Source organism: Aliihoeflea sp. 40Bstr573 (assembly GCF_024105655.1).
Lineage (GTDB): Bacteria > Pseudomonadota > Alphaproteobacteria > Rhizobiales > Rhizobiaceae > Aliihoeflea.
Map to the genome: position 1 here is coordinate 69,043 of NZ_JAAAMH010000002.1, position 23,223 is coordinate 92,265.

At 65.4% G+C, this 23,223-nt stretch carries 22 protein-coding genes; 13 read left to right on the forward strand and 9 right to left on the reverse strand.

What is annotated here, in order from left to right; genetic code table 11:
• Positions 1-22: 22 nt before the first annotated feature.
• Positions 23-331, forward strand: a complete 309-nt coding sequence (locus GTK01_RS03520) for a hypothetical protein (protein WP_256483460.1) — start codon at positions 23-25, stop codon at positions 329-331.
• Here GTK01_RS03520 and GTK01_RS03525 read toward each other — a convergent pair.
• Positions 328-753, reverse strand: a complete 426-nt coding sequence (locus tag GTK01_RS03525; protein WP_252924470.1) for a helix-turn-helix domain-containing protein — start codon at positions 751-753, stop codon at positions 328-330. The two genes, GTK01_RS03520 and GTK01_RS03525, sit on opposite strands and share 4 nt — an antisense overlap.
• Positions 754-792: 39 nt before the next feature.
• Here GTK01_RS03525 and GTK01_RS03530 point away from each other — a divergent pair, with 39 nt between their 5' ends.
• The 3 genes from GTK01_RS03530 to GTK01_RS03540 all read left to right on the forward strand — a co-directional run bounded on the left by GTK01_RS03530 (position 793) and on the right by GTK01_RS03540 (position 2,534).
• Positions 793-1,482, forward strand: coding sequence for a cation transporter (locus tag GTK01_RS03530; RefSeq protein WP_371924261.1), 690 nt, complete (start codon positions 793-795; stop codon positions 1,480-1,482).
• 93 nt (positions 1,483-1,575) lie between these two features.
• Positions 1,576-1,950, forward strand: a complete 375-nt coding sequence (locus GTK01_RS03535; RefSeq protein ID WP_252924471.1) for a DUF427 domain-containing protein — start codon at positions 1,576-1,578, stop codon at positions 1,948-1,950.
• A gap of 215 nt (positions 1,951-2,165) precedes the next feature.
• The gene (locus GTK01_RS03540; RefSeq protein WP_252924472.1) at positions 2,166-2,534 is read left to right on the forward strand and encodes an SPW repeat protein; all 369 of its coding nucleotides are present in this window, start codon (positions 2,166-2,168) and stop codon (positions 2,532-2,534) included.
• Positions 2,535-2,583: 49 nt separating this feature from the next.
• Here GTK01_RS03540 and ppdK read toward each other — a convergent pair whose 3' ends face one another.
• Complete coding sequence (ppdK, locus tag GTK01_RS03545; RefSeq protein WP_252924473.1) at positions 2,584-5,247, reverse strand: pyruvate, phosphate dikinase; 2,664 nt, start codon at positions 5,245-5,247, stop codon at positions 2,584-2,586.
• Between the two features lie 183 nt (positions 5,248-5,430).
• On the opposite strand from ppdK, the gene GTK01_RS03550 reads away from it, so the two are divergent.
• Positions 5,431-5,772, forward strand: a complete 342-nt coding sequence (locus GTK01_RS03550; RefSeq protein ID WP_252924474.1) for a VOC family protein — start codon at positions 5,431-5,433, stop codon at positions 5,770-5,772.
• On the opposite strand, the gene GTK01_RS03555 is transcribed toward GTK01_RS03550, so the two are convergent.
• From GTK01_RS03555 to GTK01_RS03570, 4 genes are all read right to left on the reverse strand, one after another.
• Complete coding sequence (locus GTK01_RS03555; protein ID WP_252924475.1) at positions 5,773-6,159, reverse strand: hypothetical protein; 387 nt, start codon at positions 6,157-6,159, stop codon at positions 5,773-5,775.
• The gene (gene smc / locus GTK01_RS03560; protein WP_252924476.1) at positions 6,156-9,611 is read right to left on the reverse strand and encodes a chromosome segregation protein SMC; all 3,456 of its coding nucleotides are present in this window, start codon (positions 9,609-9,611) and stop codon (positions 6,156-6,158) included. Before smc ends, GTK01_RS03555 begins: the two co-directional genes overlap by 4 nt.
• A gap of 60 nt (positions 9,612-9,671) precedes the next feature.
• The gene (locus tag GTK01_RS03565) at positions 9,672-10,388 is read right to left on the reverse strand and encodes a DsbA family protein (RefSeq protein ID WP_252924477.1); all 717 of its coding nucleotides are present in this window, start codon (positions 10,386-10,388) and stop codon (positions 9,672-9,674) included.
• A 136-nt stretch (positions 10,389-10,524) separates the two neighbouring features.
• A complete protein-coding gene (locus GTK01_RS03570) occupies positions 10,525-11,034 on the reverse strand; it encodes a DUF721 domain-containing protein (protein WP_252924478.1) in 510 nt (169 codons plus the stop codon).
• Positions 11,035-11,088: 54 nt separating this feature from the next.
• Here GTK01_RS03570 and mutY point away from each other — a divergent pair, with 54 nt between their 5' ends.
• A complete protein-coding gene (gene mutY, locus GTK01_RS03575; protein WP_252924479.1) occupies positions 11,089-12,213 on the forward strand; it encodes an A/G-specific adenine glycosylase in 1,125 nt (374 codons plus the stop codon).
• Positions 12,210-12,821: an HAD family phosphatase gene (locus GTK01_RS03580; RefSeq protein WP_252924480.1), complete on the forward strand. Its 612-nt coding sequence runs from the start codon at positions 12,210-12,212 to the stop codon at positions 12,819-12,821. Before mutY ends, GTK01_RS03580 begins: the two co-directional genes overlap by 4 nt.
• A 5-nt stretch (positions 12,822-12,826) precedes the next feature.
• On the opposite strand, the gene GTK01_RS03585 is transcribed toward GTK01_RS03580, so the two are convergent.
• Positions 12,827-13,960, reverse strand: coding sequence for a site-specific DNA-methyltransferase (locus GTK01_RS03585; protein WP_252924481.1), 1,134 nt, complete (start codon positions 13,958-13,960; stop codon positions 12,827-12,829).
• Positions 13,961-14,102: 142 nt separating this feature from the next.
• Between GTK01_RS03585 and GTK01_RS03590 the strand changes: the two genes are divergently transcribed.
• Complete coding sequence (locus GTK01_RS03590) at positions 14,103-14,789, forward strand: HAD family phosphatase (RefSeq protein ID WP_252924482.1); 687 nt, start codon at positions 14,103-14,105, stop codon at positions 14,787-14,789.
• Between the two features lie 4 nt (positions 14,790-14,793).
• Positions 14,794-15,600 (forward strand): class D beta-lactamase, encoded by an 807-nt coding sequence (blaOXA, locus tag GTK01_RS03595; RefSeq protein WP_252924483.1) that lies wholly within the window; start codon positions 14,794-14,796, stop codon positions 15,598-15,600.
• A 48-nt stretch (positions 15,601-15,648) separates the two neighbouring features.
• On the opposite strand, the gene GTK01_RS03600 is transcribed toward blaOXA, so the two are convergent.
• Positions 15,649-16,020 (reverse strand): nuclear transport factor 2 family protein, encoded by a 372-nt coding sequence (locus tag GTK01_RS03600; protein ID WP_252924484.1) that lies wholly within the window; start codon positions 16,018-16,020, stop codon positions 15,649-15,651.
• A 203-nt stretch (positions 16,021-16,223) separates the two neighbouring features.
• Complete coding sequence (locus tag GTK01_RS03605) at positions 16,224-16,772, reverse strand: hypothetical protein (protein WP_252924485.1); 549 nt, start codon at positions 16,770-16,772, stop codon at positions 16,224-16,226.
• A 114-nt stretch (positions 16,773-16,886) separates the two neighbouring features.
• Between GTK01_RS03605 and thrC the strand changes: the two genes are divergently transcribed.
• From thrC to GTK01_RS03625, 4 genes are read left to right on the forward strand one after another with little or no spacing between them, the layout of a single operon-like run.
• Positions 16,887-18,293 (forward strand): threonine synthase, encoded by a 1,407-nt coding sequence (gene thrC / locus GTK01_RS03610; protein WP_252924486.1) that lies wholly within the window; start codon positions 16,887-16,889, stop codon positions 18,291-18,293.
• Between the two features lie 48 nt (positions 18,294-18,341).
• Positions 18,342-19,634: a pitrilysin family protein gene (locus GTK01_RS03615; RefSeq protein WP_252924487.1), complete on the forward strand. Its 1,293-nt coding sequence runs from the start codon at positions 18,342-18,344 to the stop codon at positions 19,632-19,634.
• A 7-nt stretch (positions 19,635-19,641) separates the two neighbouring features.
• Positions 19,642-20,238, forward strand: coding sequence for a GNAT family N-acetyltransferase (locus GTK01_RS03620; protein ID WP_252924488.1), 597 nt, complete (start codon positions 19,642-19,644; stop codon positions 20,236-20,238).
• Between the two features lie 52 nt (positions 20,239-20,290).
• Positions 20,291-23,128 (forward strand): EAL domain-containing protein, encoded by a 2,838-nt coding sequence (locus GTK01_RS03625; protein ID WP_252924791.1) that lies wholly within the window; start codon positions 20,291-20,293, stop codon positions 23,126-23,128.
• Positions 23,129-23,223 lie beyond the last annotated feature (95 nt).

Here is a 23,223-nt window from a genome sequence, read left to right on the forward strand (position 1 = left end):
CTGCTGACCGGGAACGGTTGCCTTGTCCCGCATCGCGAACCGTTCCCGTATCGGCCACAATGGTGGGCCGCCGCTTGACCCTCCCTCCCATGAACCGGAATGGGGCAAGGGCGGCGTCGGCACCTATTTTTCGTGGAAGGCGGCGCACCGTTCCGCATGGAAAAAGGTCGCGCCGGAAATTGCCCTGATGCGCGAGCGCCGTGCCGCCGCCCTCGGCCTCACCTATGAGGAATATGCGCTCGAACTTCTCGAGCGCGGCCGCTTCTTGCAGGAAACCGACACCGTCCGCATCGCCGAGATCAAGGCCGCCCGGCGCTCGCGCCGGCGTTAGCTCTCTCGTGCGTGCTCGTCCGCGCAAAGCTCGTGATGGGCGAGCGCATGGAGGACGTAGCACGCCTCCACGGTTCCGCCATCGCAATGCGTCGCGATCCGCTCGAGTTCGGCTTCGAGCTTGCGCAGACGCTCGATTTTCGCGCGCACGGCGGCAAGTTGCCTGGCTGCGATGCGGTCGGCATCGGCGCATGGTCGCGCCGGGTGATCGCTCAGTTCCAGGAGTTCGCGTATCGCCTCTATGGTCAGGCCGAGATCGCGCGCGTGCTTGATGAACATCAGGCGGTCGAGTTCGTCCTTGCCGTAGCGCCTCTGATTCCCCTCGGTTCGACCCGGTTCGGCAATCAGCCCCATCTGCTCGTAATAGCGGATCGTGGGGACCTTGATCCCTGCCCGCCGCGACACGTTGCCTATCGATAGCATCGAAATATCCTCTTGAACCTCTAGTTACTAGAGATTCTAATGTTGGTGCTCATCGAAGACAAGGAGACCATGATGAGTGCAAGTTGCGGCCACGACGCCGTTTTCGACGGTATTTCCAATGACTACAGGCGGCGGCTGTGGATGGTCATCGCCATCAATGCCGGCATGTTCGCGGTGGAGATGACTGCGGGCCAGCTCGCCCACTCCCAGGCACTACAGGCCGATGCGCTTGATTTCATCGCCGATGCGTTGACCTACGCCGTCTCGCTCGCCGTCATCGGCGCGGCCCTGCGCGTGCGCGCGACCGCCGCCCTCGCCAAGGGGCTCAGCCTCCTCCTCATGGGCCTTTGGGTGTTTGGCTCGACCATCTACCGGGTCATTTATCTGGGCACCCCCCAGGCCGAGATCATGGGCGCAATCGGCTTCATGGCGCTGGCGGCCAATGTCGCGAGCGTCCTCATTCTCATGCGCTACAAGGATGGCGATGCCAATGTCCGCTCGGTGTGGCTGTGCTCGCGCAATGACGCCATCGGCAATGTCGCGGTCATGCTTGCTGCCCTTGGCGTTTGGGGCACCGCGACGGGGTGGCCGGACGTCATCGTCGCCTTCGGCATGGCCGGGCTTTTCCTGTCCTCGGCATGGCAGATCGTCCGCCAGAGCGTCGCCGAATACCGATCCGCGAAGGGCTATGCGCCCCATCACCGCCACGGCCACCATCACGCCGACTGAACGGGCGCCTCGGCGCCCGTCGCGATGCCTTCGCCCAGTGACTTGCTCCGACGACATCGCGACCCTACTTCCCCGTCAGATCAGGAGGTTGCCATGTCCAATCCATCACCCGGCCTGAAACGCGATCCCGACCACACCATCACCATCGCGCCGCATCCCGGCTCTGTGACCGTCAAGTTCGGCGAAGTCGTCATCGCCTCCACGCGAAACGCGCTGGAGCTTCGCGAAGCGACCTATCCGCCGGTCCTCTACATCCCCTTCGCCGACATTTACTTCGAGCATCTCATCGCGTCGGACACGAAAACCCGCTGCCCGTTCAAGGGCGACGCCGCTTACTGGAGCGTCTCCGGACAGGGCGAAGGCGAGCCCGACGTCATGTGGACCTATGCGCATCCCTATGACGAAGTCGCCGCGATCAAGGACCACGCCGCGTTCTATCCGAACAAGGTCTCGATCGACGCGGATTGATCGACGGGCCAAGGCGTCGAGCATCGACCCGAGCGCCGGCCGGTATGTCCGGCGAGCGATGCGCCGCGCGCCTGCGACATCTATCTCATTGAAAACAATGACAGGAGGGAGGATAATGCCATCTGTGCGTGCGAACTGACCGATGAGGAGTTTCGTATCGCCATTTCCTCCGGCAGTCCGGCTGCGCACGAACGTAGCCTGAAGGAGGATTTGTCATGGCAACGCTCAACAGAATGGAACCTCTCGGGCTCTCCGAGCACCGGAGCTGGGAGGACTTCGCGGCCATCGCGCTCGGCGCGCTGATCGTGGTGTCGCCCTTCATCGCCGGCTTCGAAGGCATGACGGTCATGCTCGTGACGACGCTCGTCGCGGGCGCGCTCGTCATGGCCGTCGGCCTGATGGAACTTGCAGCTCACCGGATTTCGGAAGAGGCGGTGGCACTGATCTGCGGTCTTTGGATGATCGCATCGCCCTATGTGCTCGGCTATTCGGGCGACCTTCGCGCCTGGCACATGGGTCTTGGCGTACTCGTCGCGCTGCTGGCGCTTCTCGAGCTCTGGCAGCCGCACGCAAGAAAGGCGTGAGGAAACACGCAACAGGCGCGCCGGGCGCAAACCCCGGCGCGCTTTGGCTTCAGGCTCGCTTGACGGCCGCCTGCGCCGCAGCCAGTCGCGCGATCGGCACGCGGAAGGGTGAACAGGACACGTAGTCGAGCCCGACTTCCTCGCAGAAATGGATCGACGACGGGTCGCCGCCATGCTCGCCGCAAATGCCCAGCTTGATGTCGGGCCTTGTCGCGCGGCCCTTGTCCGTCGCCATCCGCACCAGTTCGCCGACGCCTTCCTGATCGAGGGAAACGAACGGGTCCTGATCGATAATGCCCTTCTGGCGATAGGTTTCGAGGAAGGACGAGGCGTCGTCGCGAGAGATGCCGAAGGTCGTCTGCGTCAGGTCGTTGGTGCCGAAGGAGAAGAACTCCGCCGCCTCCGCGATCACATGGGCGCGTATGGCCGCGCGCGGCAGCTCGATCATCGTGCCGACGAGGTAGTCGATCGTCTCGCCCTTTTCCGCCATCACCGTCTTGGCCGTTTCGTCGATGCGCGCCTTGACGAAGTCGAGTTCCTTCATGATGCCGACGAGCGGCACCATGATTTCGGGAACGACCGGGCTGCCGGTGGTCTTGCCCGCCTCGATCGCCGCCTCGAAGATCGCCCGCGCCTGCATCTCCGCGATCTCCGGATAGGAAACCGCCAGGCGGCAGCCGCGATGGCCGAGCATCGGGTTGAACTCGTGCAGGGCCTCGGTGCGTTCGGTCAATTTCGCAGGGTCGACGCCGAGAACCTTCGCGACCTCGCCGATTTCCTCTTCCGTCTTCGGCAGGAACTCGTGCAGCGGCGGGTCGAGCAGACGGATCGTGACGGGAAGTCCGGCCATGATCTCGAACAGTTCGACGAAGTCGGAGCGCTGCATCGGCAGCAGTTTGGCAAGCGCGGCGCGCCGGCCGTCCTCGGTGTCGGCCAGGATCATCTCGCGCATGGAGATGATGCGGTCCTCGTCGAAGAACATGTGCTCGGTGCGGCAAAGCCCGATGCCTTCCGCGCCGAACGAGCGCGCCGTGCGCGCATCGGCCGGCGTCTCGGCATTGGCGCGCACCTTCATGCGCCGCGCGCCGTCCGCCCATTCCATGATGGCGGCGAAATCGCCCGACAATTCGGGCTGCAGCATCGGCACCGCGCCCTTCAGAACCTGTCCGCTCGCGCCGTCGATGGTGATGACTTCGCCCTTCTTCAGCGTCACGCCCATGGCCATCAGCGTGCCGGCGCGCGTGTCGACGCGCAGCCCGCCCGCGCCCGAAACGCACGGCTTGCCCATCCCGCGCGCCACCACGGCCGCATGGCTCGTCATGCCGCCGCGCGTCGTCAGGATGCCCTCGGCCGCATGCATGCCGTGAATGTCTTCCGGGCTCGTCTCGACGCGCACGAGAATAACCTTGCGGCCCTGGCCTTTCAGCTCTTCAGCCTCGTCGGAGGTGAAGACGATCTCGCCCGTCGCCGCGCCCGGCGAGGCGGGAAGGCCGGTGCCGATGATGTTGCGCTCGGCCTTGGGGTCGATCGTCGGGTGCAGCAGTTGCTCGAGCGAGGCCGGATCGATCCGCGCCACCGCCTCGTCCTTGCCGATCAGCCCCTCGCCCGCCATGTCGACGGCAATCTTGAGCGCGGCCTTCGCCGTGCGCTTGCCGGACCGGGTCTGCAGCATCCAAAGCTTGCCGCGCTCGATGGTGAATTCGAGGTCCTGCATGTCGCGATAGTGCCGCTCGAGCCGGTTCGCGATGTCGACGAAGGTCGCGAACGCCTCCGGCATCACCTTTTCTAGCGACGGCTTGTCGGAGCCGGCGGCGATGCGCGCGGATTCCGTCAGGTTCTGCGGCGTGCGGATGCCCGCCACCACGTCCTCGCCCTGCGCGTTGACGAGAAACTCGCCGTAGAGCGCCTTTTCGCCGGTCGACGGGTTGCGCGTGAAGGCCACGCCCGTCGCGGAGGTGTCGCCCATATTGCCGAACACCATGGCCTGCACGTTGACCGCCGTGCCCCAGCTCTCGGGAATGTCGTGCAGGCGCCGATAGGTGATCGCGCGATGGTTCATCCAGCTCGAGAACACCGCGCCGATCGCGCCCCAAAGTTGCTCGCGCGGATCCTGCGGGAAGGGTTTTTCCAGTTCCTCGACGACCTTCGCCTTGTAGAGGTCGACGATCTGGCGCCAGTCGGCCGCCGAAAGTTCCGTGTCGAGCTCCACCCCGCGCTGCGCCTTCTCGTCCTCCAGGATCTCCTCGAACACCTCGTGGTCGAGCCCCAGGACAACGTCGCAATACATGGTGATGAAGCGGCGGTAGCTGTCGAACGCGAAGCGCTCGTCGCCTGCATCGCGCGCCAGCGCCTCGACCGTCTCGTCGTTGAGGCCGAGATTGAGCACAGTGTCCATCATGCCCGGCATCGACGCGCGCGCGCCCGAGCGCACCGAAACCAGGAGCAGATTCGCCGGATCGCCGAACTTCTTGCCGGTGATGCGGCCGACCTCTTCGAGCGCGGCGTCGACCTCTCGCTCCAGCTCGCCCGGATAGGCGCGGCCATTGCCGTAATAGTGGACGCAGGCCTCGGTGGTGATGGTGAAGCCGGGCGGCACCGGTAGGCCCAGATTGCACATTTCCGCAAGGTTGGCGCCCTTGCCGCCGAGCAGGTTCTTGTCGCCGGCGCGTCCCTCTGCCTTGCCGTCGCCGAATGCGTAGACCCACTTCGTCATGCCGTCCTCCATGCTCGCGGGTTTCGAGCGATAGAGTGCAGCGCAGCAAAAGGCAAGGCGTCCCACGGCTGCGCCCCGACCTCAATCGATTGAGTATCGGATGCGCTCCCTTTCCAGCGCTTTTCCTTGCCACTTCGCTTCGAAGTCATTAGAACATAACATGAACACATAGGGAGATGCAGTATGCGCGCGGATGGAAAACTCGACTACCTCGAAATGCAGGCCGCCGGCAGTGCAATCGACGGCGTCAAAGCGTTCTACAGCGCTGCCTTCGGCTGGACCTTCACCGATTACGGCCCACGCTATTCCGCCTTCTCGGAAGGCCTCGATGGCGGCTTCGACGGCTCGGCCGCTGCGGAGGCAAAGCCGCTGCCGGTGCTGTTTTCGGCCGATCTGGAAAGGACGCTTCGGCTCGTCGAAGATGCCGGTGCGAAAATCACCCGGCCGATCTTCGACTTTCCCGGCGGCCGGCGCTTCCATTTCGCCGATCCGGCCGGCAACGAGCTCGCGGTCTGGGCCGAATAGCTACTTCAGACGGACCAGCACCGCGCGCAGTTTGCCCGTGGCGATCGCGACGTCCGGGGCATTTTGCACGGCCATCAGATGGCGCAATCGAAACTGCGCATCATGGTCCGCGCCCTCGCCGATCAGGCGCCCGGCGCTCCGTGTCGCGTCGGCCAGAATTTCGTCCGTGAAGGCCTCCTTGTCGGCGCGCGCCTCGTCCAGCACCACGATAAGCTGCGACAGGCTTTCGAGCCAGGCAAAGCGCGGGTTGCCGATCACGTCGAAGAGAAGCGTATAGGGGTTCGCATAGGCCGGATCGTCGCCGGCCTCGGCATGGATGAGCGCCTTGTGCAGGTCGCGCAGCGCGGTCGACAGCGCCGCCGCCTTCGTTGCCAGGTCCTCGCTCATACCGCCTCGCGCAATTGTTCCGCCGTCTGAAGATCGACCGAGACGAGCTGGCTCACGCCCTGCTCGGCCATGGTCACGCCGAACAACCGGTTCATGCGCGCCATTGTGATCGGATTGTGGGTGATGATGACGAAGCGCGTCTGCGTCGTCGCGGCCATCTCGTCCATCAGATTGCAGAAGCGCTCGACATTGTGGTCGTCGAGCGGTGCGTCCACCTCGTCGAGCACGCAGATCGGCGCGGGATTGGTCAGGAACACGGCAAAGATCAGCGCCATCGCCGTAAGCGCCTGCTCGCCGCCCGAAAGCAGCGTCATCGTCTGCGGCCGCTTGCCCGGCGGGCGGGCGAGAATTTCGAGCCCCGCCTCCAGCGGGTCGTCGGATTCGATCAGTTGCAGCTGCGCCGTGCCGCCGCCGAAAAGATGGGTGAACAACCGCCTGAATTCGGTGTCGACGCGGGTGAACGCCGCCAGAAGCCGCTCGCGGCCCTCGCGGTTGAGGCTCTGGATAGCCTCGCGCAGCCGCGCGATCGCGTCCACCACGTCGACGCGCTCCTTGGTGATAAGGTCATAGCGATCCGACAGTTCCCGCGCTTCCTCCTCGGCGCGCAGATTGACCGCGCCCAGCCGCTCGCGCTCGCTCTTCAGCCGGTCGAGCCGGCGTTCCACGTCCGCGATTTCCGGCTCGGCCTGGTCGGCCAGAAGTTCGGCCTGCCGCGCCACCAAATGCGGTTCGACGCCGACCACCTCGCGCATGCGCGCTTCCACCTCCTTGCGCCGCTCTTCGGCGGCTGAAAGCCGTTCCTCGGCGCGGCCGCGCTCCTCGCGTGCGCGGCTCAGGCCCTCGATCGCGTCGGTCGCGGCGCGGTCGAGAACCACCTGTCCCGTCTCGGCACTCGCCAGCGCGTCGGCGGCCAGCTTGCGGGCAGACTCCGCCTTGTCGATCTCACCGGCGAGCGCGCGGCGCTTCAGTTCCAGTTCGTCGGGCGCGTCGGCAAGCTGCGCGGCTTCCGCCGCCGCCTCGTCGCGGCGTGCCGCGAGCGCTTCGACCTGCGCGCCGGCATTTTGCGCCCGCGCCATCCAGCTCAACCGTTCGGTCCCGATTGCTGCAAGCCGCCGCGACCGCTGCTCGGCCTCTCGCGCGAGCCCGTCTCGTGCGCCCCGCGCCTCGGCCTCGGTCTGTCGCTCGCTCGAAACCCTGGCCGTGAATTTGGAAAACTCGGCTTCGAGCGCGGTCAGATCCGGCGCGTCAGTCAGCGCCGCCTCGGCCTCGGCGCGCACGCGCGCAATTTCCGCCTGCGTCTCGACAAATCGCTTGGCCGCTTCTTCCAGCCCGACCCGCCGATTGTCGATGTCGCCGCGCACGCGCTCGGCCTGCGCCAGCGCCTCGCGCCTTTCACCGACTGTCTTTTGAGCCACGCGCAGCCGTTCGCGCGCGATGCGCTCGGCGTCAGCCGCATTGCGTGCGGCGTCTTCCGCGCGCTTCAGCGCGGTTTCGGAAGTCACGACAGCCTCCCGCGCCGTCTCCTGTTCGCGTTCGAGTTCCGCCAGGCGATTGCGTTGCGCCAGTCTTTGCGCGGCGGCGGTCGGCGCATCGGCACCAGCAACGACCCCGTCCCAGCGCCAGACGTCGCCTTCGCGCGAGACCAGCATCTGGCCTGCCGCGAGCGTGCCCTGCAGCCGCGCGCCGTCTTGCCTTGCCACCACACCGATCTGCCGCAGCCGGCGGCCAAGTTCCGCGGGCGCGGTCACATGCGCCGCCAGCGCCTCGACCTCTGCCGGCAAATCGGCATCGCCAGTCCCCTCGACCGCCGCCCAGCGCGCCGGCGCGCCTGCATCAAGTGGCAGATCGAGATCGTCGCCGAGCGCGGCACCCAGCGCCGTCTCGTAGCCGCGCGAAACCGCAATCCGGTCGAGAACCGGCGGATATTTCATGCTGCCGCCGGCCGACAGGATCTTCGCCAGCGTCCGCGCTTCCGTTTCCACCCGCGCCAGCGCGTTCTTCGCTTCCTGAACCGGCGCCCGCGCAGCAGCCTCCGTCGCCCGCGCCGGGGCCACCGCCGCCTCTGCCGCCGTCGCCGCGTCTTCCGCCTCGACGCGCTCGGCTTCCGCGCGCTCGAAATCGGCGCGTTTTTCGAGCGGGTCCGCCAGGTTCGCGGCCTTGGCGTCGAGCGCGGCCAGCTCCGCCGCGTTCGCCTGGCTCTGGCGCTCGGTCCGCTCCTGCCGCTCGTCGAGGTCGCGCAGCGTCTTTTGCATCTGCGCGCGGATCGCCGCGCTCTCCGCCCGCTTCGCCGTCACCGAGGACAATTCGCGTTCGAGACCCGCCAGCCGGTCGGAGATTTCTCCGAGCCGCATTGCCGCAAATGCCTCGCGCTCAGCCTGCCCCTCGCCAGCCGCTGTCAGTTCGGCTTCTTCGGCCGCCAACCGTTCGAGAATCCCGGCATTCTCGCTCATCAACTGTCGTTCGCGCGCAATGTCGGCATCGGCCTGCGTCAGGCGCTTGGCGAGTTCATCGCGCCGCGCGGCGATGCGTTTCGTCTCCTCCTCGAGCTGCGTGCGCGCAATCGTCAGGCGTTGCAGCACGGCGGCGGCTGCCGCTTCCGCATCGCGCAGGCCCGGCAGCTTGTGCGCGCCGACGGCCTGTCCCTTCGCCGCCTCGATCTGCGCCTGCGCGCGCTCCGCCACCAGAGACGTCGCGCGCGCAAGTGCCGATTTCGCCTCGCCTTCCTGGGCCTTGGCGTGGGTCCAGCGCAAATGAAGAAGCGTCGCCTCCGCCTTGCGGATGTCGGCCGAAAGCGTCTTGAAGCGCTGGGCCTGCCGCGCCTGCCGCTTCAGGCTTTCGATCTGCGTCGTCAGTTCGCCGGTCACGTCGTCGAGCCGTTCGAGGTTCTGCTCGGCCGCGCGCAGGCGAAGTTCCGCCTCGTGGCGGCGCGAATGAAGGCCGGAAATGCCCGCCGCCTCTTCCAGAAGCGCGCGGCGCGCCTGGGGCTTGGCCTGGATCAGTTCGCCGATCCGGCCCTGCCCCACCATCGAGGGCGAGCGCGCGCCGGTCGACTGGTCGGCAAAAAGAAGCTGCACATCCTTGGCGCGCGCCTCCTTGCCGTTGATCCGGTAGACCGAGCCCGAGGCCCGCTCGATCCGGCGCGAGACCTGCAACTCGTCGGCATTGTTGAAGGCGGCGGGTGCCGTGCGGTCCGAATTGTCGAGAAAAAGCGTGACTTCGGCGGTGTTGCGCGCCGGCCGCGTGCCCGAGCCGGAGAAGATCACGTCGTCCATGCCGGACGCGCGCATGTTCTTGTATGAGCTTTCGCCCATCACCCAGCGCAGCGCCTCGACGAGGTTCGACTTGCCGCAGCCATTCGGCCCGACCACGCCCGTCAGGCCGCGTTCGATGACGAATTCACCGGGATCGACGAAGGATTTGAAGCCGAGGAGGCGGAGCCGGTTGAAGCGCATCAGTGCCCAACCGGAGATCCGGGCGCAGCTTTGCCACGCCCGGCATTCACGATGGGGACGTCAGAGCATCGAGTCGATGATGGCCGACATCTCGTCAACCGACAGTGCTCCCGAATACTTGTTGCCATTGATGAAGAAAGTCGGCGTCGCCTCGACACCGAAATCGTTCTGGCCACGAGCTCTTACGGCACGGACTTCATCGAGAAGCGCCTGATCCGTCAAGCAAGCCTCGAAGGATTCCTGTGTAAAGCCGCCCAGACGCGCGATCCTGAGCAAGGCTTCGCGCGCATTGTCGACCGGAACCCAGCTATTTTGCTGCTTGAACAGCACGTCCGCCATCGCGAAATAGTTGTCGTCCGCGCAGCGCGCCAGCATCGCGCCGGCCTCGGCGCGCGGGTCGAACGGGAATTCGCGCATGATGAGCCGCGCCTTGCCCGTGTCGATGTAGTTTTCCTTGATCGCCGGCAGCGTGTTGTTGTGGAAATTTCCGCAATGGCCGCAGGTCATCGACGCGTATTCGACGATCGTCACCGGCGCGTCGGCCTCGCCGAGCACCTTGTCCTCAAGCGTGCCCGGTTCGAGCAGCGCTTCCATGTCGACGGTGCCCTGCGGGTTCGGCGCGGTCGCGCCCGTCGTCACCGGATCGGTCGTCGTCGCTGCAGCCGAATTGGTATTGGTGGCGTTGCCGCTGTCGCTGCATGCCGAAAGCGCAAGACCGGCCACGGGCAAGGCCACGAGCGAGGTCAGGATATGTCTGCGCGACAAGTAAGAGGCCATTCGAATCACCTTGCGTCCAGTTGTAGTGTTGCCTGTATTCCATCCCTCTAATGAGCGAATACGGCAAGGATTGTCCCTTTCCTACCGCCAAAGCGCGACACTATGTTCACAAAGGTGCGATTTCGGCGGCACGCATTCAAGCGCTGCGACGTTTCGCGCCGATCACCTCGGCGCCGAGGCGTTCCAGCGAGGCGCGCAGGCCGTCATCCTCGATCTTTGCCGTCACGCTCTTCAAATGGGCTTCCTGGCGCCCGTCGAGCTTTGCCGGACCGCGCGGGCGGCGCGGCAATTCCCTGGCGACCGGCTTTTGCACAATCCGGATTCGTCCGACCGCGGAAAAGCCGAGGAAGCCGTTGACCCGCGCGATCACCTCGCCCGTCTCGTGCTGCAGCGCCAGCGCCGCCATGCCTTCGCAGGCCACAATCAGCGTCGCCGGCTCGAACGGGTCGTCCTCGCTCATCCGGCGCGGCCAGACGATCTTTTCCGGCCGGGAGGCACTTGCGATGCGCTCACCGACGATCTCGTCCCAGGACTGGATCAGCGCGACCGAGATGCCGGCGCGCTTTTTCAGCACCGGATCCAGAATACGTGTCGCCAGGTCGGCAACCGGCTGGGCGCCCCATGGCCCTTTTGGTTTGCCTGCCATCGGATAAATCCTCTATTCGCTTGAAGTTCAGGCAGTCTTATCAGGAATGGAAGAATGGCGCCATCGGGCGACGAGACATGGTTCGACGACGCTCGCGGCAAGCGTGTCGCTGCGGCGCTCATCGCCTGGTACGACCGCCACCATCGCGAGCTGCCCTGGCGCATCCCGCCCCGGGATCTGGCCGCCGGACTGCGGGCCGATCCCTACCGCGTCTGGCTGTCGGAAATCATGCTGCAGCAGACGACGGTCGAGGCGGTGAAGCCGTATTTTCTCAAGTTCGTCGAGCGCTGGCCGACCGTCTCCGATCTCGCCCATGCCGACAGCGACGACATCATGAAGGCGTGGGCCGGGCTCGGCTATTATTCGCGTGCGCGCAATCTCAAAGCCTGCGCGGAAGTCATTGAAACGACTTGCGGAGGCGGATTTCCAGACACGGAAGCGGGCCTCCTCTCGCTGCCCGGCATCGGCCCCTACACGGCTGCTGCCATCGCCGCCATCGCCTTCGACCGGCCGGCCGCCGTGGTCGACGGCAATGTCGAGCGCGTCTTTACGCGCCTTGCGGCGATCGCCACGCCGCTGACGAAAGCCAAGAGCGCAATCAAGGACTTGGTTGCGCTTTCCGTTCCAACAGATCGGCCCGGCGACTTCGCGCAGGCGACGATGGATCTGGGCGCAACAATCTGCACCCCGCGCCGCCCCAAATGCCTGATGTGCCCGGTCAATGACGAGTGCCTCGCCCTGCGTCAGGGTGACCCCGAACACTACCCCGTCAAGGCCGCGAAGGCGGAAAAGCCGCTGCGGCGAGGCGCGGCGTTCGTTGCGATCCATGACGGGGCGATCTTCCTTCGGAAGCGCGAGGCCAAGGGTCTGCTCGGCGGCATGGCGGAAGTGCCATCGACCGGCTGGAATTCGCGTACCGATGGCGAACTTGTCCCCACGGCCGCGCCTTTCGCGGCGAACTGGGAAAATTCGGGTTCGATCAGCCATGTCTTCACCCATTTCGCGCTCGAACTGACGGTCTTTCGCGCTGAAATCGCCGAAATGCCGGCCGAAAATGGTGGCTGGTGGGCGCGGCTGGAAGATATCCACACGGAGGCGCTTCCCACTGTCATGAAGAAGGCAATCGAGGCTGCCATACCCGGATCGACGAAAGCCAGAAGACAAGGAAAATCGCGTTGAGAGAAATCCGCCACATCGTCTTCGACATCGGCAGGGTGCTGATCCACTACGATCCCGACCTGGCCTATCGCGACCTCATTCCCGATGCCGAGCATCGCCGGTGGTTTCTCGAGACGGTGACGACCGGCGACTGGAACCTGGAGCAGGATCGCGGGCGACGGTGGGACGAGGCCGAGGCGCTGCTTGTCGCCGATTTTCCCGATCACGAGACAAACATCCGCGCCTTCCGGCAGAACTGGCACAAGATGGTGCCGCACGCCTATGACGACAGCGTCGCGGTCCTCGAAGCGCTGATCGAGGACGGGCACGACGTCACCATGCTGACCAATTTCGCGACCGACACCTTTGCGGAGGCGAAGGAGCGGTTTGCGTTCCTGAAGATGCCGCGCGGCGTCACGGTTTCAGGCGATCACAAGCTGATCAAGCCGGACTTCGCGATCTACGACCTTCACGCGCGGACGTTCGGGCTGAACCCGAAACACACTCTCTTCATCGACGACAGCGCGAAGAATGTGGAGGGCGCGAAATTGGCGGGCTGGCAGGCTGTGCAGTTTACGGATGTCGCCACGCTGAAGCGGCATCTGGAAGATTACGGCATCGCGATCTGAGGGCTTCACGCCCCCGCGCGATCCATGCCCAGGCGCGCGATGCGGCGCAGTTCGTCGATCTGGTTGAGGCCGCCGGAGCGCTCGTAGTGCCAGAAGGTCCAGCCGTTGCAGGCGTCGAGGCCCTGCACCACGGCGCCGACCTTGTGGATCGAGCCGGACACGTCGCCGACCGCGACCGTGCCGTCGGCGCGCACGCGGGCCTGCCAGCGGCGCTTGGCGTCGTGCAGCACGGCGCCCGGTTTGATGAGGCCTGAATCGATGAGGCTGACGAAGGCGACGCGCGGTTCGGCGCGCTTGCCGGTTAGGACCGAAAGATCCATGTCTGCCAATGGCTTGACGCGGTCGATGCGCTCCTGCGCGGCGTCGATATAGGTCTGGTCGCGCTCGATGCCGACGAAATGGCGGCCAAGGCGCTTGGCGACGGCGCCTGTCGTGCCCGAACCGAAAAACGGGTCGAGCACCACGTCGCCGGGCTTCGTCGACGACAGCATGACGCGGGCGAGCAGCGCTTCGGGCTTCTGGGTCGGGTGGACCTTGTTGCCGTTCTCGTCCTTAAGACGCTCGTGGCCGGTGCAGATCGGGAACAGCCAGTCCGAGCGCATCTGCACGTCGTCATTGGCCGCCTTCATGGCGTCGTAGTTGAAGGTGTAGCCCTTGGCCTTCGGGTCGCGCGAGGCCCAGATCATCGTCTCATGCGCGTTCTGGAAGCGGCGGCCACGGAAATTCGGCATCGGGTTCGTCTTGCGCCAGACGACGTCGTTCAGGATCCAGAAGCCGAGATCCTGCATGATCGCGCCGACGCGGAAGATGTTGTGGTAGGAGCCGATCACCCAGATCGTGCCGTTCGGCTTCAACACGCGGCGCGCGGCCAGCAGCCATGCGCGGGTGAAGGCGTCATAGGCCTGGAAGCTCTCGAACTGGTCCCATTCGTCGTCGACCGCATCGACCTTGGACTGGTCGGGTCGATGCAGGTCGCCATCAAGCTGGAGGTTGTAGGGCGGGTCGGCGAAGATGACGTCGATGGAATGGTCGGGCAGCTTGTTCAGCGCCGCGACGCAATCCCCCTTCAGGATCGTGTCGAGCCAGACGGAGCTTTCGGCTGACGGGGAAAGATCGGCAAGATGACGCACGGCAGACATGAGGATACCCGATACTCGACAACACGCATTTACTGGCTGTTATGGTTACCGATCACCGTTAACATCGTGTGAAGGCTGAGGAATTGCCCCCTTGCCCACCGTCGTGTAGGAGGCGGGCACTCCCAACCTGAGTGGATTTGCCATGGCCTCCCCCGAACTCGTCATTTTCGATTGCGACGGCGTGCTCGTCGATTCCGAGATCATCGCCGCACGCGTCGAGGCCGAAATCCTCTCCGCTGCCGGCTACGAGATCAGCGCCGAGGAGCTAGCGGAGACCTATGCCGGACTGACGTTCCGCGAAATCATGCTGCGGATCGAGCGCGAGGCAGCCATCCCGTTCCAGATCTCGATGCTGGATGAAGTGGAAAAGCGCGTCGACCAGCGTCTGAAAGCAGAGGTCAAGCCGATCGAGGGCGTGCATGAGGCGGTCGCCTCGGTGACGGGAAAGCGCGCCATCTGCTCCAATTCGAGTGCCGAACGGCTAGACATGATGCTGACCCGGGTGCGGCTGAAGCCGTTCTTCGACGGCGTCATCTTTTCCTCGCGCGATACGCCGTCGCAAAAGCCGAAGCCTGCGCCGGACGTCTTCCTTCACGCTGCCGCAACGCTCGATGCCAATCCTTCAAAGACCTTCGTCATCGAGGATTCCATCCACGGCATTCAGGGCGCGAAGCTCGCGGGCATGCGGGTGATCGGCTTTACCGGCGCTTCGCACACCCATCCTGGCCATGCGGACATGCTGACCGAGGCGGGCGCCGAAACCGTGATCCGCCGCCATGCGGACCTGCCGGCGACGCTCGCCGCGCTCAGCGTCTGGTCGGAGGACTGAGGCGATGGCGCGGCTCTTGGGGTTGGCGGTTGCCGCCGCCGCAGCGATCTTCGCAGCGATGCCGGCTGCCACGGCAGGCGAAATCTGCACGCTGATCGCGGATGGAAAGAGCGGCGAGGTGCTGATGGAGCGCGGCGACTGCCGCACGCGCGTCACGCCCGCCTCCACCTTCAAGGTGCCGCTGGCGGTGATGGGCTTCCAGGCAGGTTTCCTGATAGCGCCCGACGCACCGCTGATCGACTTCAAGGAAGGCTATCCGGACTGGATCCCCGAATGGCGTCAGCCGACCGATCCGGCGGCATGGATGCGCCATTCCGTCCTCTGGTATTCGCAGCACATCACCCGCGCTCTGGGGGGCGACCGGCTGTCGGCCTTTGCCGGTGCCTGGGGCTATGGCAACGCCGATTTCTCCGGCGACCCCGGAGAGGACAACGGGCTGGAGCGCGCATGGATCGCATCGTCGCTTCAGGTGTCGCCAGTCGAGCAGGTCCGGTTTCTCCATGCTCTGGTGAGCCGAACGCTGCCGGTTTCGCCTGTCGCCATGGACATGACGGTTGCGATCGTCGAGGGACAGAAGGCGGGCGAATGGTCGGTGAAGGGTAAGACCGGCTCCGCCTATCCGCGCCGCGCCGACCGCAGCTTCGACCGCGCCCGGGCCTGGGGATGGTATGTCGGCTGGGCGACGCGCGGCGACCGGACCGTGATTTTCGCCAGGCTGAACCAGGATGAGCGCCCAGCGGACGAACCCAGCGGCGTGCGGGCGCGGGACGGGTTTCTGGCAGAGCTGCCGGGGTTGATGTCGCGGTTGTAGCGGTTGCGGTTCGCGGGGTGTCGGCCAATGCGGGGCAGCCGCTCCTGCCTACTCCACGATCTTCCAGTAAGAATCCTTGCGGATGACCTTGCCGTCGCGAAACGTGTAGAAGTCGCAGCCCCTGACCTCCGTCCTCTTGCCGTCGCGGCTGGTCCCGGTCAGGGTCCACTTCGACATGCCCGTCCGGGCGGCCTCGTCGACGAAATGCTCTTCATTGCCGTAGTGGACGTCCGGCAGCCCTTCGAAGCGCGATGCTATCGCCTTGCGCACAGCCTCCCTGCCTTCGAAGCGGGCACCCCAGGGCTCGCTTCCGCGCGGCATCTCGAGGACGCAGTCATCGGCGAAGAAGGACATGACGCGGTCGGGGTCGTGCGCATTGAAAGCATCGCACAGCGCCTGCAGGGTCGATCTGATGTCCATGGTCGGGCCTCCACGTCGGAGGCGACCGTCATCGAGCGGCGTGGGCCACGCGGCCGCCCAGCGGTGCCTCGGTCCGGACCTTCATACCACAGGCGCGCGCGACTTCCGCAATGCGCTGGCACCGATCACTGAACATGCCGCCGCGTTCGTTGCCTCGCATCCTGCGATGCGCAGAGCGGTGGCTTCCTGCTCGCGGCGAAAGGTCAGCGCGCCTCTGGCACGTTCATGCGCACGAAGATGCGGGTCTGCTGAGCACCGGCCTGCGGGATGAGGACCGCGGGGTCGTTGAAGACAAACTGCGTCGCGCCTGCCGTGTCGGCGACCTGCACGCCATAATTCACCGGGTTGGAATAGATGACCTCGCCCCCGCGGCGCGCCTCGACGACGAGCGGCAGCGACACCTGGCCAGTGCTGGCGACTGGGCCAGGCACGATGCGGCCGGCGATTGCGACGTTCACGGTGATCGCGTCGGCCGAATAGGAGCAGGCGCGGGTCGTGTTGGAAATGGTCGTTCGCTGGACGAGCTTTGCTTCGTCGCCTTCGCCGCCGCGCTGGTACTGCGACCAGACCGTGCCGTCCGTTTCCAAAATGACCTGCGGACAATAGGCGCGCAGTTCCTCGACATTGACTTCGGCAGGCTGCGCCGCAGCCGTCGCGACGCCGTCGTTCGACTGGCAGCCGGACACGGCCAGAAGGGAGCCGAGGCTCGCCAGCACGGCAAGATGACGGATCGACGAACGACAATTCGGCATGGACGGCCCTTCCCTCACGCAAAGCTGGTGTTCTATACCAACCCCGAAATCAAAATGCGACCGGACCCGGTGCGTTTTCCAAAGAGGTCCGAAACCGCGAAGAAACGGAATCCCATGCGCTTTTCGAGTACGCGCGGCGAGGCGCCGCAACTTGGCTTTGCCGATGTCCTTCTCGCCGGCCTTGCCCGCGACGGCGGGCTCTACCTTCCCGACGCCTGGCCGCAGTTCTCCGCCGACGACATCCGCGCGATGCGCGGTCTTTCCTATCCGGAACTGGCGATCAGGCTGCTGACGCCCTTTGTTTGCGAGGACATCGCAGCGGACGATTTCCGGCGCATTGTCGAGGAAGCCTACGCCACCTTCCGGCATGAGGCGGTGTGCCCGCTCGTGCAAACGGGCGCGAACGAATATGTGCTCGAGCTCTTCCACGGTCCGACGCTCGCCTTCAAGGACGTGGCGATGCAGTTGCTGGCCAGGCTGATGGACCATGTGCTGGAAAAGCGTGGCCAGCGCGCGACGATCTGCGGCGCCACCTCGGGCGACACGGGCGGCGCGGCGATCGACGCATTCGCCGGACGCGACCGCACCGACATCTTCATCCTCTTCCCGCATGGCCGCGTCTCGCCGGTGCAACAGCGGCAGATGACGACCTCGAGCGAAGCGAACGTCCACGCACTCGCCATCGAAGGCAATTTCGACGACTGCCAGGCCCTGGTGAAGGGCATGTTCAATGATCACGCGTTCCGGGACCGCGTGATGCTATCGGGCGTCAACTCGATCAACTGGGCGCGGATCATGGCGCAGATCGTCTACTATTTCTCGTCCGCGATCACGCTCGGCGCGCCGGACCGGCCTGTCTCCTTCACCGTGCCGACCGGCAATTTCGGCGACATATTCGCCGGCTATGCCGCCAAGAAAATGGGCCTGCCCGTCGATAGGCTCGTCATCGCCACCAACGACAACGACATACTCGCGCGCACCTTCGAGACCGGGCGCTACGAGACGCGCGGTGTCGTCGCTACCACCTCGCCCTCGATGGACATCCAGATCTCGTCGAATTTTGAGCGGCTCCTGTTCGAGGCGGCGGGGCGCGATGCGGCGAGCGTGCGGCGCTATATGGAGAGCCTGAAGCAGTCCGGGGCGTTCACGATCGATGCCGGTCCGCTGGAAGCGATGCGCGCGGAGTTTTCCGCCGGTCGCTCCAGCGTCGACGAGACGGCGAAGACGATCCGGCAGACGCTTGAAAAGTCAGGCTATCTCGCCGATCCGCACACGGCGATCGCGATCAAGGTCGCGCGCGATTTCGAGGAGGATCCGGCCGTGCCGATGATCGTGCTTTCGACCGCGCATCCGGCGAAGTTTCCCGATGCCGTTCAGGCTGCGAGCGGGATCGATCCCGCGCTTCCCGTCTGGCTCGGCGACCTGATGGCAAGGCGCGAAAAGTTCGACGTCCTTCCATCCGACCTGAAAATGTTGGAAGATCACATCGACCGCCACACAAGAGCGGCCGCAAAACAGTAAGGCGTGTCCCCATCCACCGACACGCAATGTCCAGGGAGTACGACCCGCATGGGGGTTGAAGTTAGCCGTTTGTCGAACGGCCTGACGGTTGCCACCGAAACGCTTGCGCATATCGAATCCGTTTCACTGGGAATCTGGGTGAAGTCCGGCTCGCGCGACGAGCGCGACGACGAGCACGGCATCGCCCATCTGCTCGAGCACATGGCATTCAAGGGCACGGGCAAGCGCTCGGCCTGGCAGATCGCGTCCGACATCGAGAATGTCGGCGGCGAGATCAACGCCGCGACAAGTGTCGAGACCACGTCCTTCTTCGCGCGCGTCCTGAAGGACGACGTGCCGCTCGCCATCGACATCCTTGCTGACATCCTGACGGATTCGAAGTTCGACGAGGACGAACTGGAGCGCGAGAAGCACGTCATCCTGCAGGAGATCGGAGCGGCGCACGACACTCCCGACGACATCGTCTTCGACCGCTTTACCGAAACGGCGTTCCGTCACCAGACGCTCGGTCGTTCGATCCTCGGAACGGCGGAAACGGTCCGCGCCTTCACCTCGCAGCAATTGCGCGGCTTCCTGGAACGGCAATATGCGGGCGACCGGATGATCATCGTCGCCGCCGGAGCCGTGGACCACGACACCTTCGTGCGCGAGGTCGAAAAGCGGCTCGGCTCGTTCCGGGCGCGCTGCGAGGCCACGCTGCCCCAGCTTGCGCATTATGTCGGCGGCGATTTTCGCGAGAGCCGCGACCTGATGGACGCGCAGATCGTTCTCGGCTTCGAGGGCCGCGCCTATCACGTGCGCGACTTCTATGCTTCGCAGGTGCTCTCGATGATCCTGGGCGGTGGCATGTCGTCGCGCCTGTTCCAGGAAGTGCGCGAGCGGCGCGGGCTGTGCTACTCGGTCTATGCCTTCCACTGGGGCTTTTCCGACACCGGCATCTTCGGCATCCACGCCGCGACCGGCAAGGAGGACATCGCCGAACTGACGACCGTGCTCCTGGGCGAACTGAAGAGATCCGGCGAGGCAATCTTGCAGGAGGAACTCGACCGGGCACGGGCGCAGTATCGCGCAGGACTGTTGATGTCGCAGGAAAGCCCGTCGAGCCGGGCCTCGCAAATTGCGCGGCAATTGCTGCTTTACGGCCGACCGATCCCCACGGACGAGCTGATGGACCGGCTGTCGAAACTGACGACCGACCGGCTTTCCGACCTCTCCTCGCGCCTCTTTTCCGCCCGGCCGACGATCGCGGCCGTCGGCCCCGTCGGTGCGCTACCGGCATTCGAGACCGTGTCGGAGATGCTCGCCGCCCAGCCGGCGCCGGCGCGCAAGCTGGCCGTCTGACGCAACGATGCCGTTTCCGCCATTTCTCAGGGGCGCCCTGCCGGTGCTTTCGGGAGGGGGCGTCACCATCCGCGCGCCGCGCAAGGGCGACCATGAGGAATGGGCGCATCTGCGCCAGGAAAGCCGCGCCTTCCTCGAACCCTGGGAGCCGCGCTGGCCTGCCGACGACCTCGACTATTCGGCCTGGCGGCAAAGGCTGCGGCGCTACAATGCGGAAGCCGCTGCCGGCACCGGCCACGCCTTCCTGATCTTCGAGACCGAACGCGGCCGGCTTGTCGGCGGCATTTCCGTTGGAAACATCCGCCACGGCGTCGCCCAATCGGCGCAGATCGGCTATTGGATGGGGGAACGGTATGCAGGCCGGGGGCTGATGCAGGCGGCAATGAAGCTCGCCCTGTCCCATGCCTTCGACACGCTCAAGCTGCACCGGCTGGAAGCGGCCTGCATTCCCGACAATGCACGCTCCATCCGCGTGCTTGAAAATGCCGGATTCCGGCGCGAAGGACTGTTGCGTTCCTACCTGCGCATCAACGGCGTGTGGCGGGATCATCTTCTCTACGCCCTGATCGCCGAAGAGCATCGGGCCAAACACGAACGAGGCTGAGGTTTTGGGGCGTTTCAAGGCCAGCACGATCCTGCTCTTCCTTGCAGCCCTGATGGCGCTTGCCACCGGCCCCGCACGCGCGCTCGACCCCGTCGCCATCACCGGCAACGAAGCGGCGATCGAACTGACGGGCCGCGTCGACCTCTACCGCGACCAGGGTGCGAGCTTTCAGGTCTCCACTGCGCCCGGCACCGACGGCATCGTGCGCCGCATCGAGGTCGATGCCAATGACGAGCGCTCGTCGGGCGACTGGGCGGTGTTCTCGATTTCCAACCCGACCGACCGCCAGCTCGACCGGCTGATCGTCGCGCCCCATTTCAGGCTGGTGAATTCGGGCCTGATCTGGCCCGATCTGGGATCGAGCCGCATCGCCGCCATCACGCCCTCCGAAGGCTTCGCGCTCGACCGGCAGGCGGCGCCCGACGCCGACGTCTTTCTCGTCACGCTCAATCCGGGATCGATCGTCACATTCGTGGCCGAGCTCGCCTCGCCCGACCTGCCGCAACTGCGGCTGTGGGAGCCGGAGGCCTACAAGGACAACGTCAACTCGTACACGCTCTTCCGCGGCATCGTCATCGGCATCGCCGGCCTGCTCGCGCTGTTCCTGACCATCCTCTTCGTCGTCAAGGGCACCTCCCTCTTTCCCGCCACGGCGGCGCTCGCCTGGTCGGTCCTGGCCTATATCTCGATCGATTTCGGCTTCCTGACGCGCGTCATCGAAATCACGCCCGGCAACGAACAGATCTGGCGGGCGGGCGCGGAGGTTGCGCTCGCCACCACCATGGTCGTCTTCCTCTTCGCCTATCTGAACCTTAACCGCTGGCACTGGCATTTCAGCTATGCCGCGCTTGCCTGGGTGTTCGGGCTCCTGATGATCGCAGGCGTCGCGACCTTCGACCCGGCCATCGCATCGGGCATCGCGCGGCTGTCCTTCGCGGTTACGGCGGTCGCCGGCCTCGGCCTCATCGGCTATTTCGCCGTTCAGGGCTACGACCGCGCGGTGATGCTGATACCAAGCTGGCTGATGATCCTTGCCTGGCTCATGGCGGCCTATCTGGCGGTGACCGGCGGCATCGACAACGACATCATCCAGCCCGCGCTCGGCGGCGGCCTCGTGCTCGTCGTGCTGCTGATCGGCTTTACGGTGATGCAGCACGCCTTTGCCGGCGGGGGAATGCAGCAAGGCCTCTTCAGCGATCTCGAACGCCAGGCGCTCGCCGTGACGGGAGCCGGCGACACGGTTTGGGACTGGGACGTGGCGCGCGACCGCATCGTCACCCGCCCAGACATTGCGCGCCAGCTCGGCCTGGAAGCCAACAGCCTGCATGGTCCGGCACGCAACTGGCTGCCCGCGCTCCACGCCGAAGACCGCGACACGTTCCGCACCCTGCTCGACATCATCCTGGAACACCGGCGCGGGCGCATCAGCCAAGCGTTCCGGCTGCGCGGCGCCGACGGGCATTTCCACTGGTTCACGCTGAAGGCGCGGCCGGTGATCGGCTCGGACGGCGAGATCCTGCGCTGTGTCGGCACCATGGTGGATACGACCGAGCAGAAGAAGGCCGAGGAGCGCCTACTGCACGATGCCGTGCACGACAATCTCACCGGCCTGCCCAACCGGCAGATCTTCGTCAGCCGGCTCGACGCCCTCCTGTCCGTGGCCAAGTCGGAAGACGCGATCCGCCCCTCCGTCTTCGTCATCGACATCGACCGGTTCAAGCAGGTCAATGACAGCCTGGGCATCTCGGCCGGCGACACGATCCTTCTGACCATCGCGCGGCGGCTGCATCGCATATTGAAGCCAAAGGACAGCCTGTCGCGCATCGCAGGCGACCAGTTCGCGCTGATGCTCGTCTCTGAGCAGGACCCGATGCGGGTCGCCGCCGTCGCCGAGGCCGTGCGCGACGCGATCAGCGCCCCCATCACCTTTGCCAAGCGCGAGATCGTGCTGACCGCCTCGATGGGCCTCGTTTCCTGGACGATCAACACGACCAGCGCCGCCGACATGCTGAAGGACGCCGAGCTGGCCATGCATCAGGCCAAGCGCTTCGGCGGCGACCGCATCGAACCGTTCCGCCCGGCCTTCCGCACCGGCGGCAGCGACCGGCTGCAGATCGAATCCGACATGCGCCGCGCGGTGGAGCGCGGCGAGATACAGCTCGCCTATCAACCGATCATCCGGCTGGAAAACGGCACCATCGCCGGCTTCGAGGCGCTGATGCGCTGGGAGCACCCGCGCCGCGGCGCCATCCCGCCCGGCGAGTTCATCCCGGTTGCAGAAAGCTGCGGGCTGATCGTGCAGCTCGGCCAGTTCGCCATGCAGAAGGCGGCGGACGACCTGCACGGATGGCTGCAGATCGCCGGCGACTTGCCGCTCTTCGTCTCGGTCAACCTGTCGAGCCGGCAACTCCTGCGCCGCGATCTCGTCTCTGACGTGCGCTCGGTCGTTGCGCGCGCCTCGATCAAGCCGCGCAACTTCCGGCTGGAGCTGACCGAATCTCTGGTGATGGACAATCCCGAGCAGGCCGCCCATGTGCTCGCCAAGCTGCGCCAGATCGGTATCGGACTTTCTCTCGACGACTTTGGCACCGGCTATTCCTCGCTGGCCTACCTGACCCGCTTTCCCTTCGACACGATCAAGATCGACCGCAGCTTCGTCGAAGATGCGAGCCCCAAGCGGCTGGTGCTGCTGCGCTCCATGGTCAACATGGCGCACGAATTGGGACTTGCCGTCGTCGCGGAAGGCGTCGCGCAGGACAGCGACGCGGAAGAGCTGCGCGAGGTCGGCTGCGAATACGTGCAAAGCTTCGCCTTCGGCCAGCCGATGTCGTCAGGGGAGATCGCGCGGATGCTGAAGGAAAAGCCGGCGGAGGCGGCGGCCGCGGAGTAACCGTCCGCAATCGTCCGTCACAGCCAGCGTGAAGGCATCGCGCTTTGCTTCGTCCGTTCCGTGGAACCTGGCCGTCGCGCACATCGTGATTAGAT

What these genes read in the sequence shown, in the direction of transcription:
- GTK01_RS03525 (WP_252924470.1), bottom strand. Translation starts at nt 753, where the DNA reads ATGCTATCGATAGGCAACGTGTCGCGGCGGGCAGGGATCAAGGTCCCC.
- GTK01_RS03530 (WP_371924261.1), top strand. Translation starts at nt 793, where the DNA reads ATGTTGGTGCTCATCGAAGACAAGGAGACCATGATGAGTGCAAGTTGC.
- GTK01_RS03535 (WP_252924471.1), top strand. Translation starts at nt 1,576, where the DNA reads ATGTCCAATCCATCACCCGGCCTGAAACGCGATCCCGACCACACCATC.
- GTK01_RS03540 (WP_252924472.1), top strand. Translation starts at nt 2,166, where the DNA reads ATGGCAACGCTCAACAGAATGGAACCTCTCGGGCTCTCCGAGCACCGG.
- ppdK (WP_252924473.1), bottom strand. Translation starts at nt 5,247, where the DNA reads ATGACGAAGTGGGTCTACGCATTCGGCGACGGCAAGGCAGAGGGACGC.
- GTK01_RS03550 (WP_252924474.1), top strand. Translation starts at nt 5,431, where the DNA reads ATGCGCGCGGATGGAAAACTCGACTACCTCGAAATGCAGGCCGCCGGC.
- GTK01_RS03555 (WP_252924475.1), bottom strand. Translation starts at nt 6,159, where the DNA reads ATGAGCGAGGACCTGGCAACGAAGGCGGCGGCGCTGTCGACCGCGCTG.
- smc (WP_252924476.1), bottom strand. Translation starts at nt 9,611, where the DNA reads ATGCGCTTCAACCGGCTCCGCCTCCTCGGCTTCAAATCCTTCGTCGAT.
- GTK01_RS03565 (WP_252924477.1), bottom strand. Translation starts at nt 10,388, where the DNA reads ATGGCCTCTTACTTGTCGCGCAGACATATCCTGACCTCGCTCGTGGCC.
- GTK01_RS03570 (WP_252924478.1), bottom strand. Translation starts at nt 11,034, where the DNA reads ATGGCAGGCAAACCAAAAGGGCCATGGGGCGCCCAGCCGGTTGCCGAC.
- mutY (WP_252924479.1), top strand. Translation starts at nt 11,089, where the DNA reads ATGGCGCCATCGGGCGACGAGACATGGTTCGACGACGCTCGCGGCAAG.
- GTK01_RS03585 (WP_252924481.1), bottom strand. Translation starts at nt 13,960, where the DNA reads ATGTCTGCCGTGCGTCATCTTGCCGATCTTTCCCCGTCAGCCGAAAGC.
- GTK01_RS03590 (WP_252924482.1), top strand. Translation starts at nt 14,103, where the DNA reads ATGGCCTCCCCCGAACTCGTCATTTTCGATTGCGACGGCGTGCTCGTC.
- blaOXA (WP_252924483.1), top strand. Translation starts at nt 14,794, where the DNA reads ATGGCGCGGCTCTTGGGGTTGGCGGTTGCCGCCGCCGCAGCGATCTTC.
- GTK01_RS03600 (WP_252924484.1), bottom strand. Translation starts at nt 16,020, where the DNA reads ATGGACATCAGATCGACCCTGCAGGCGCTGTGCGATGCTTTCAATGCG.
- GTK01_RS03605 (WP_252924485.1), bottom strand. Translation starts at nt 16,772, where the DNA reads ATGCCGAATTGTCGTTCGTCGATCCGTCATCTTGCCGTGCTGGCGAGC.
- thrC (WP_252924486.1), top strand. Translation starts at nt 16,887, where the DNA reads ATGCGCTTTTCGAGTACGCGCGGCGAGGCGCCGCAACTTGGCTTTGCC.
- GTK01_RS03615 (WP_252924487.1), top strand. Translation starts at nt 18,342, where the DNA reads ATGGGGGTTGAAGTTAGCCGTTTGTCGAACGGCCTGACGGTTGCCACC.
- GTK01_RS03620 (WP_252924488.1), top strand. Translation starts at nt 19,642, where the DNA reads ATGCCGTTTCCGCCATTTCTCAGGGGCGCCCTGCCGGTGCTTTCGGGA.
- GTK01_RS03625 (WP_252924791.1), top strand. Translation starts at nt 20,291, where the DNA reads ATGGCGCTTGCCACCGGCCCCGCACGCGCGCTCGACCCCGTCGCCATC.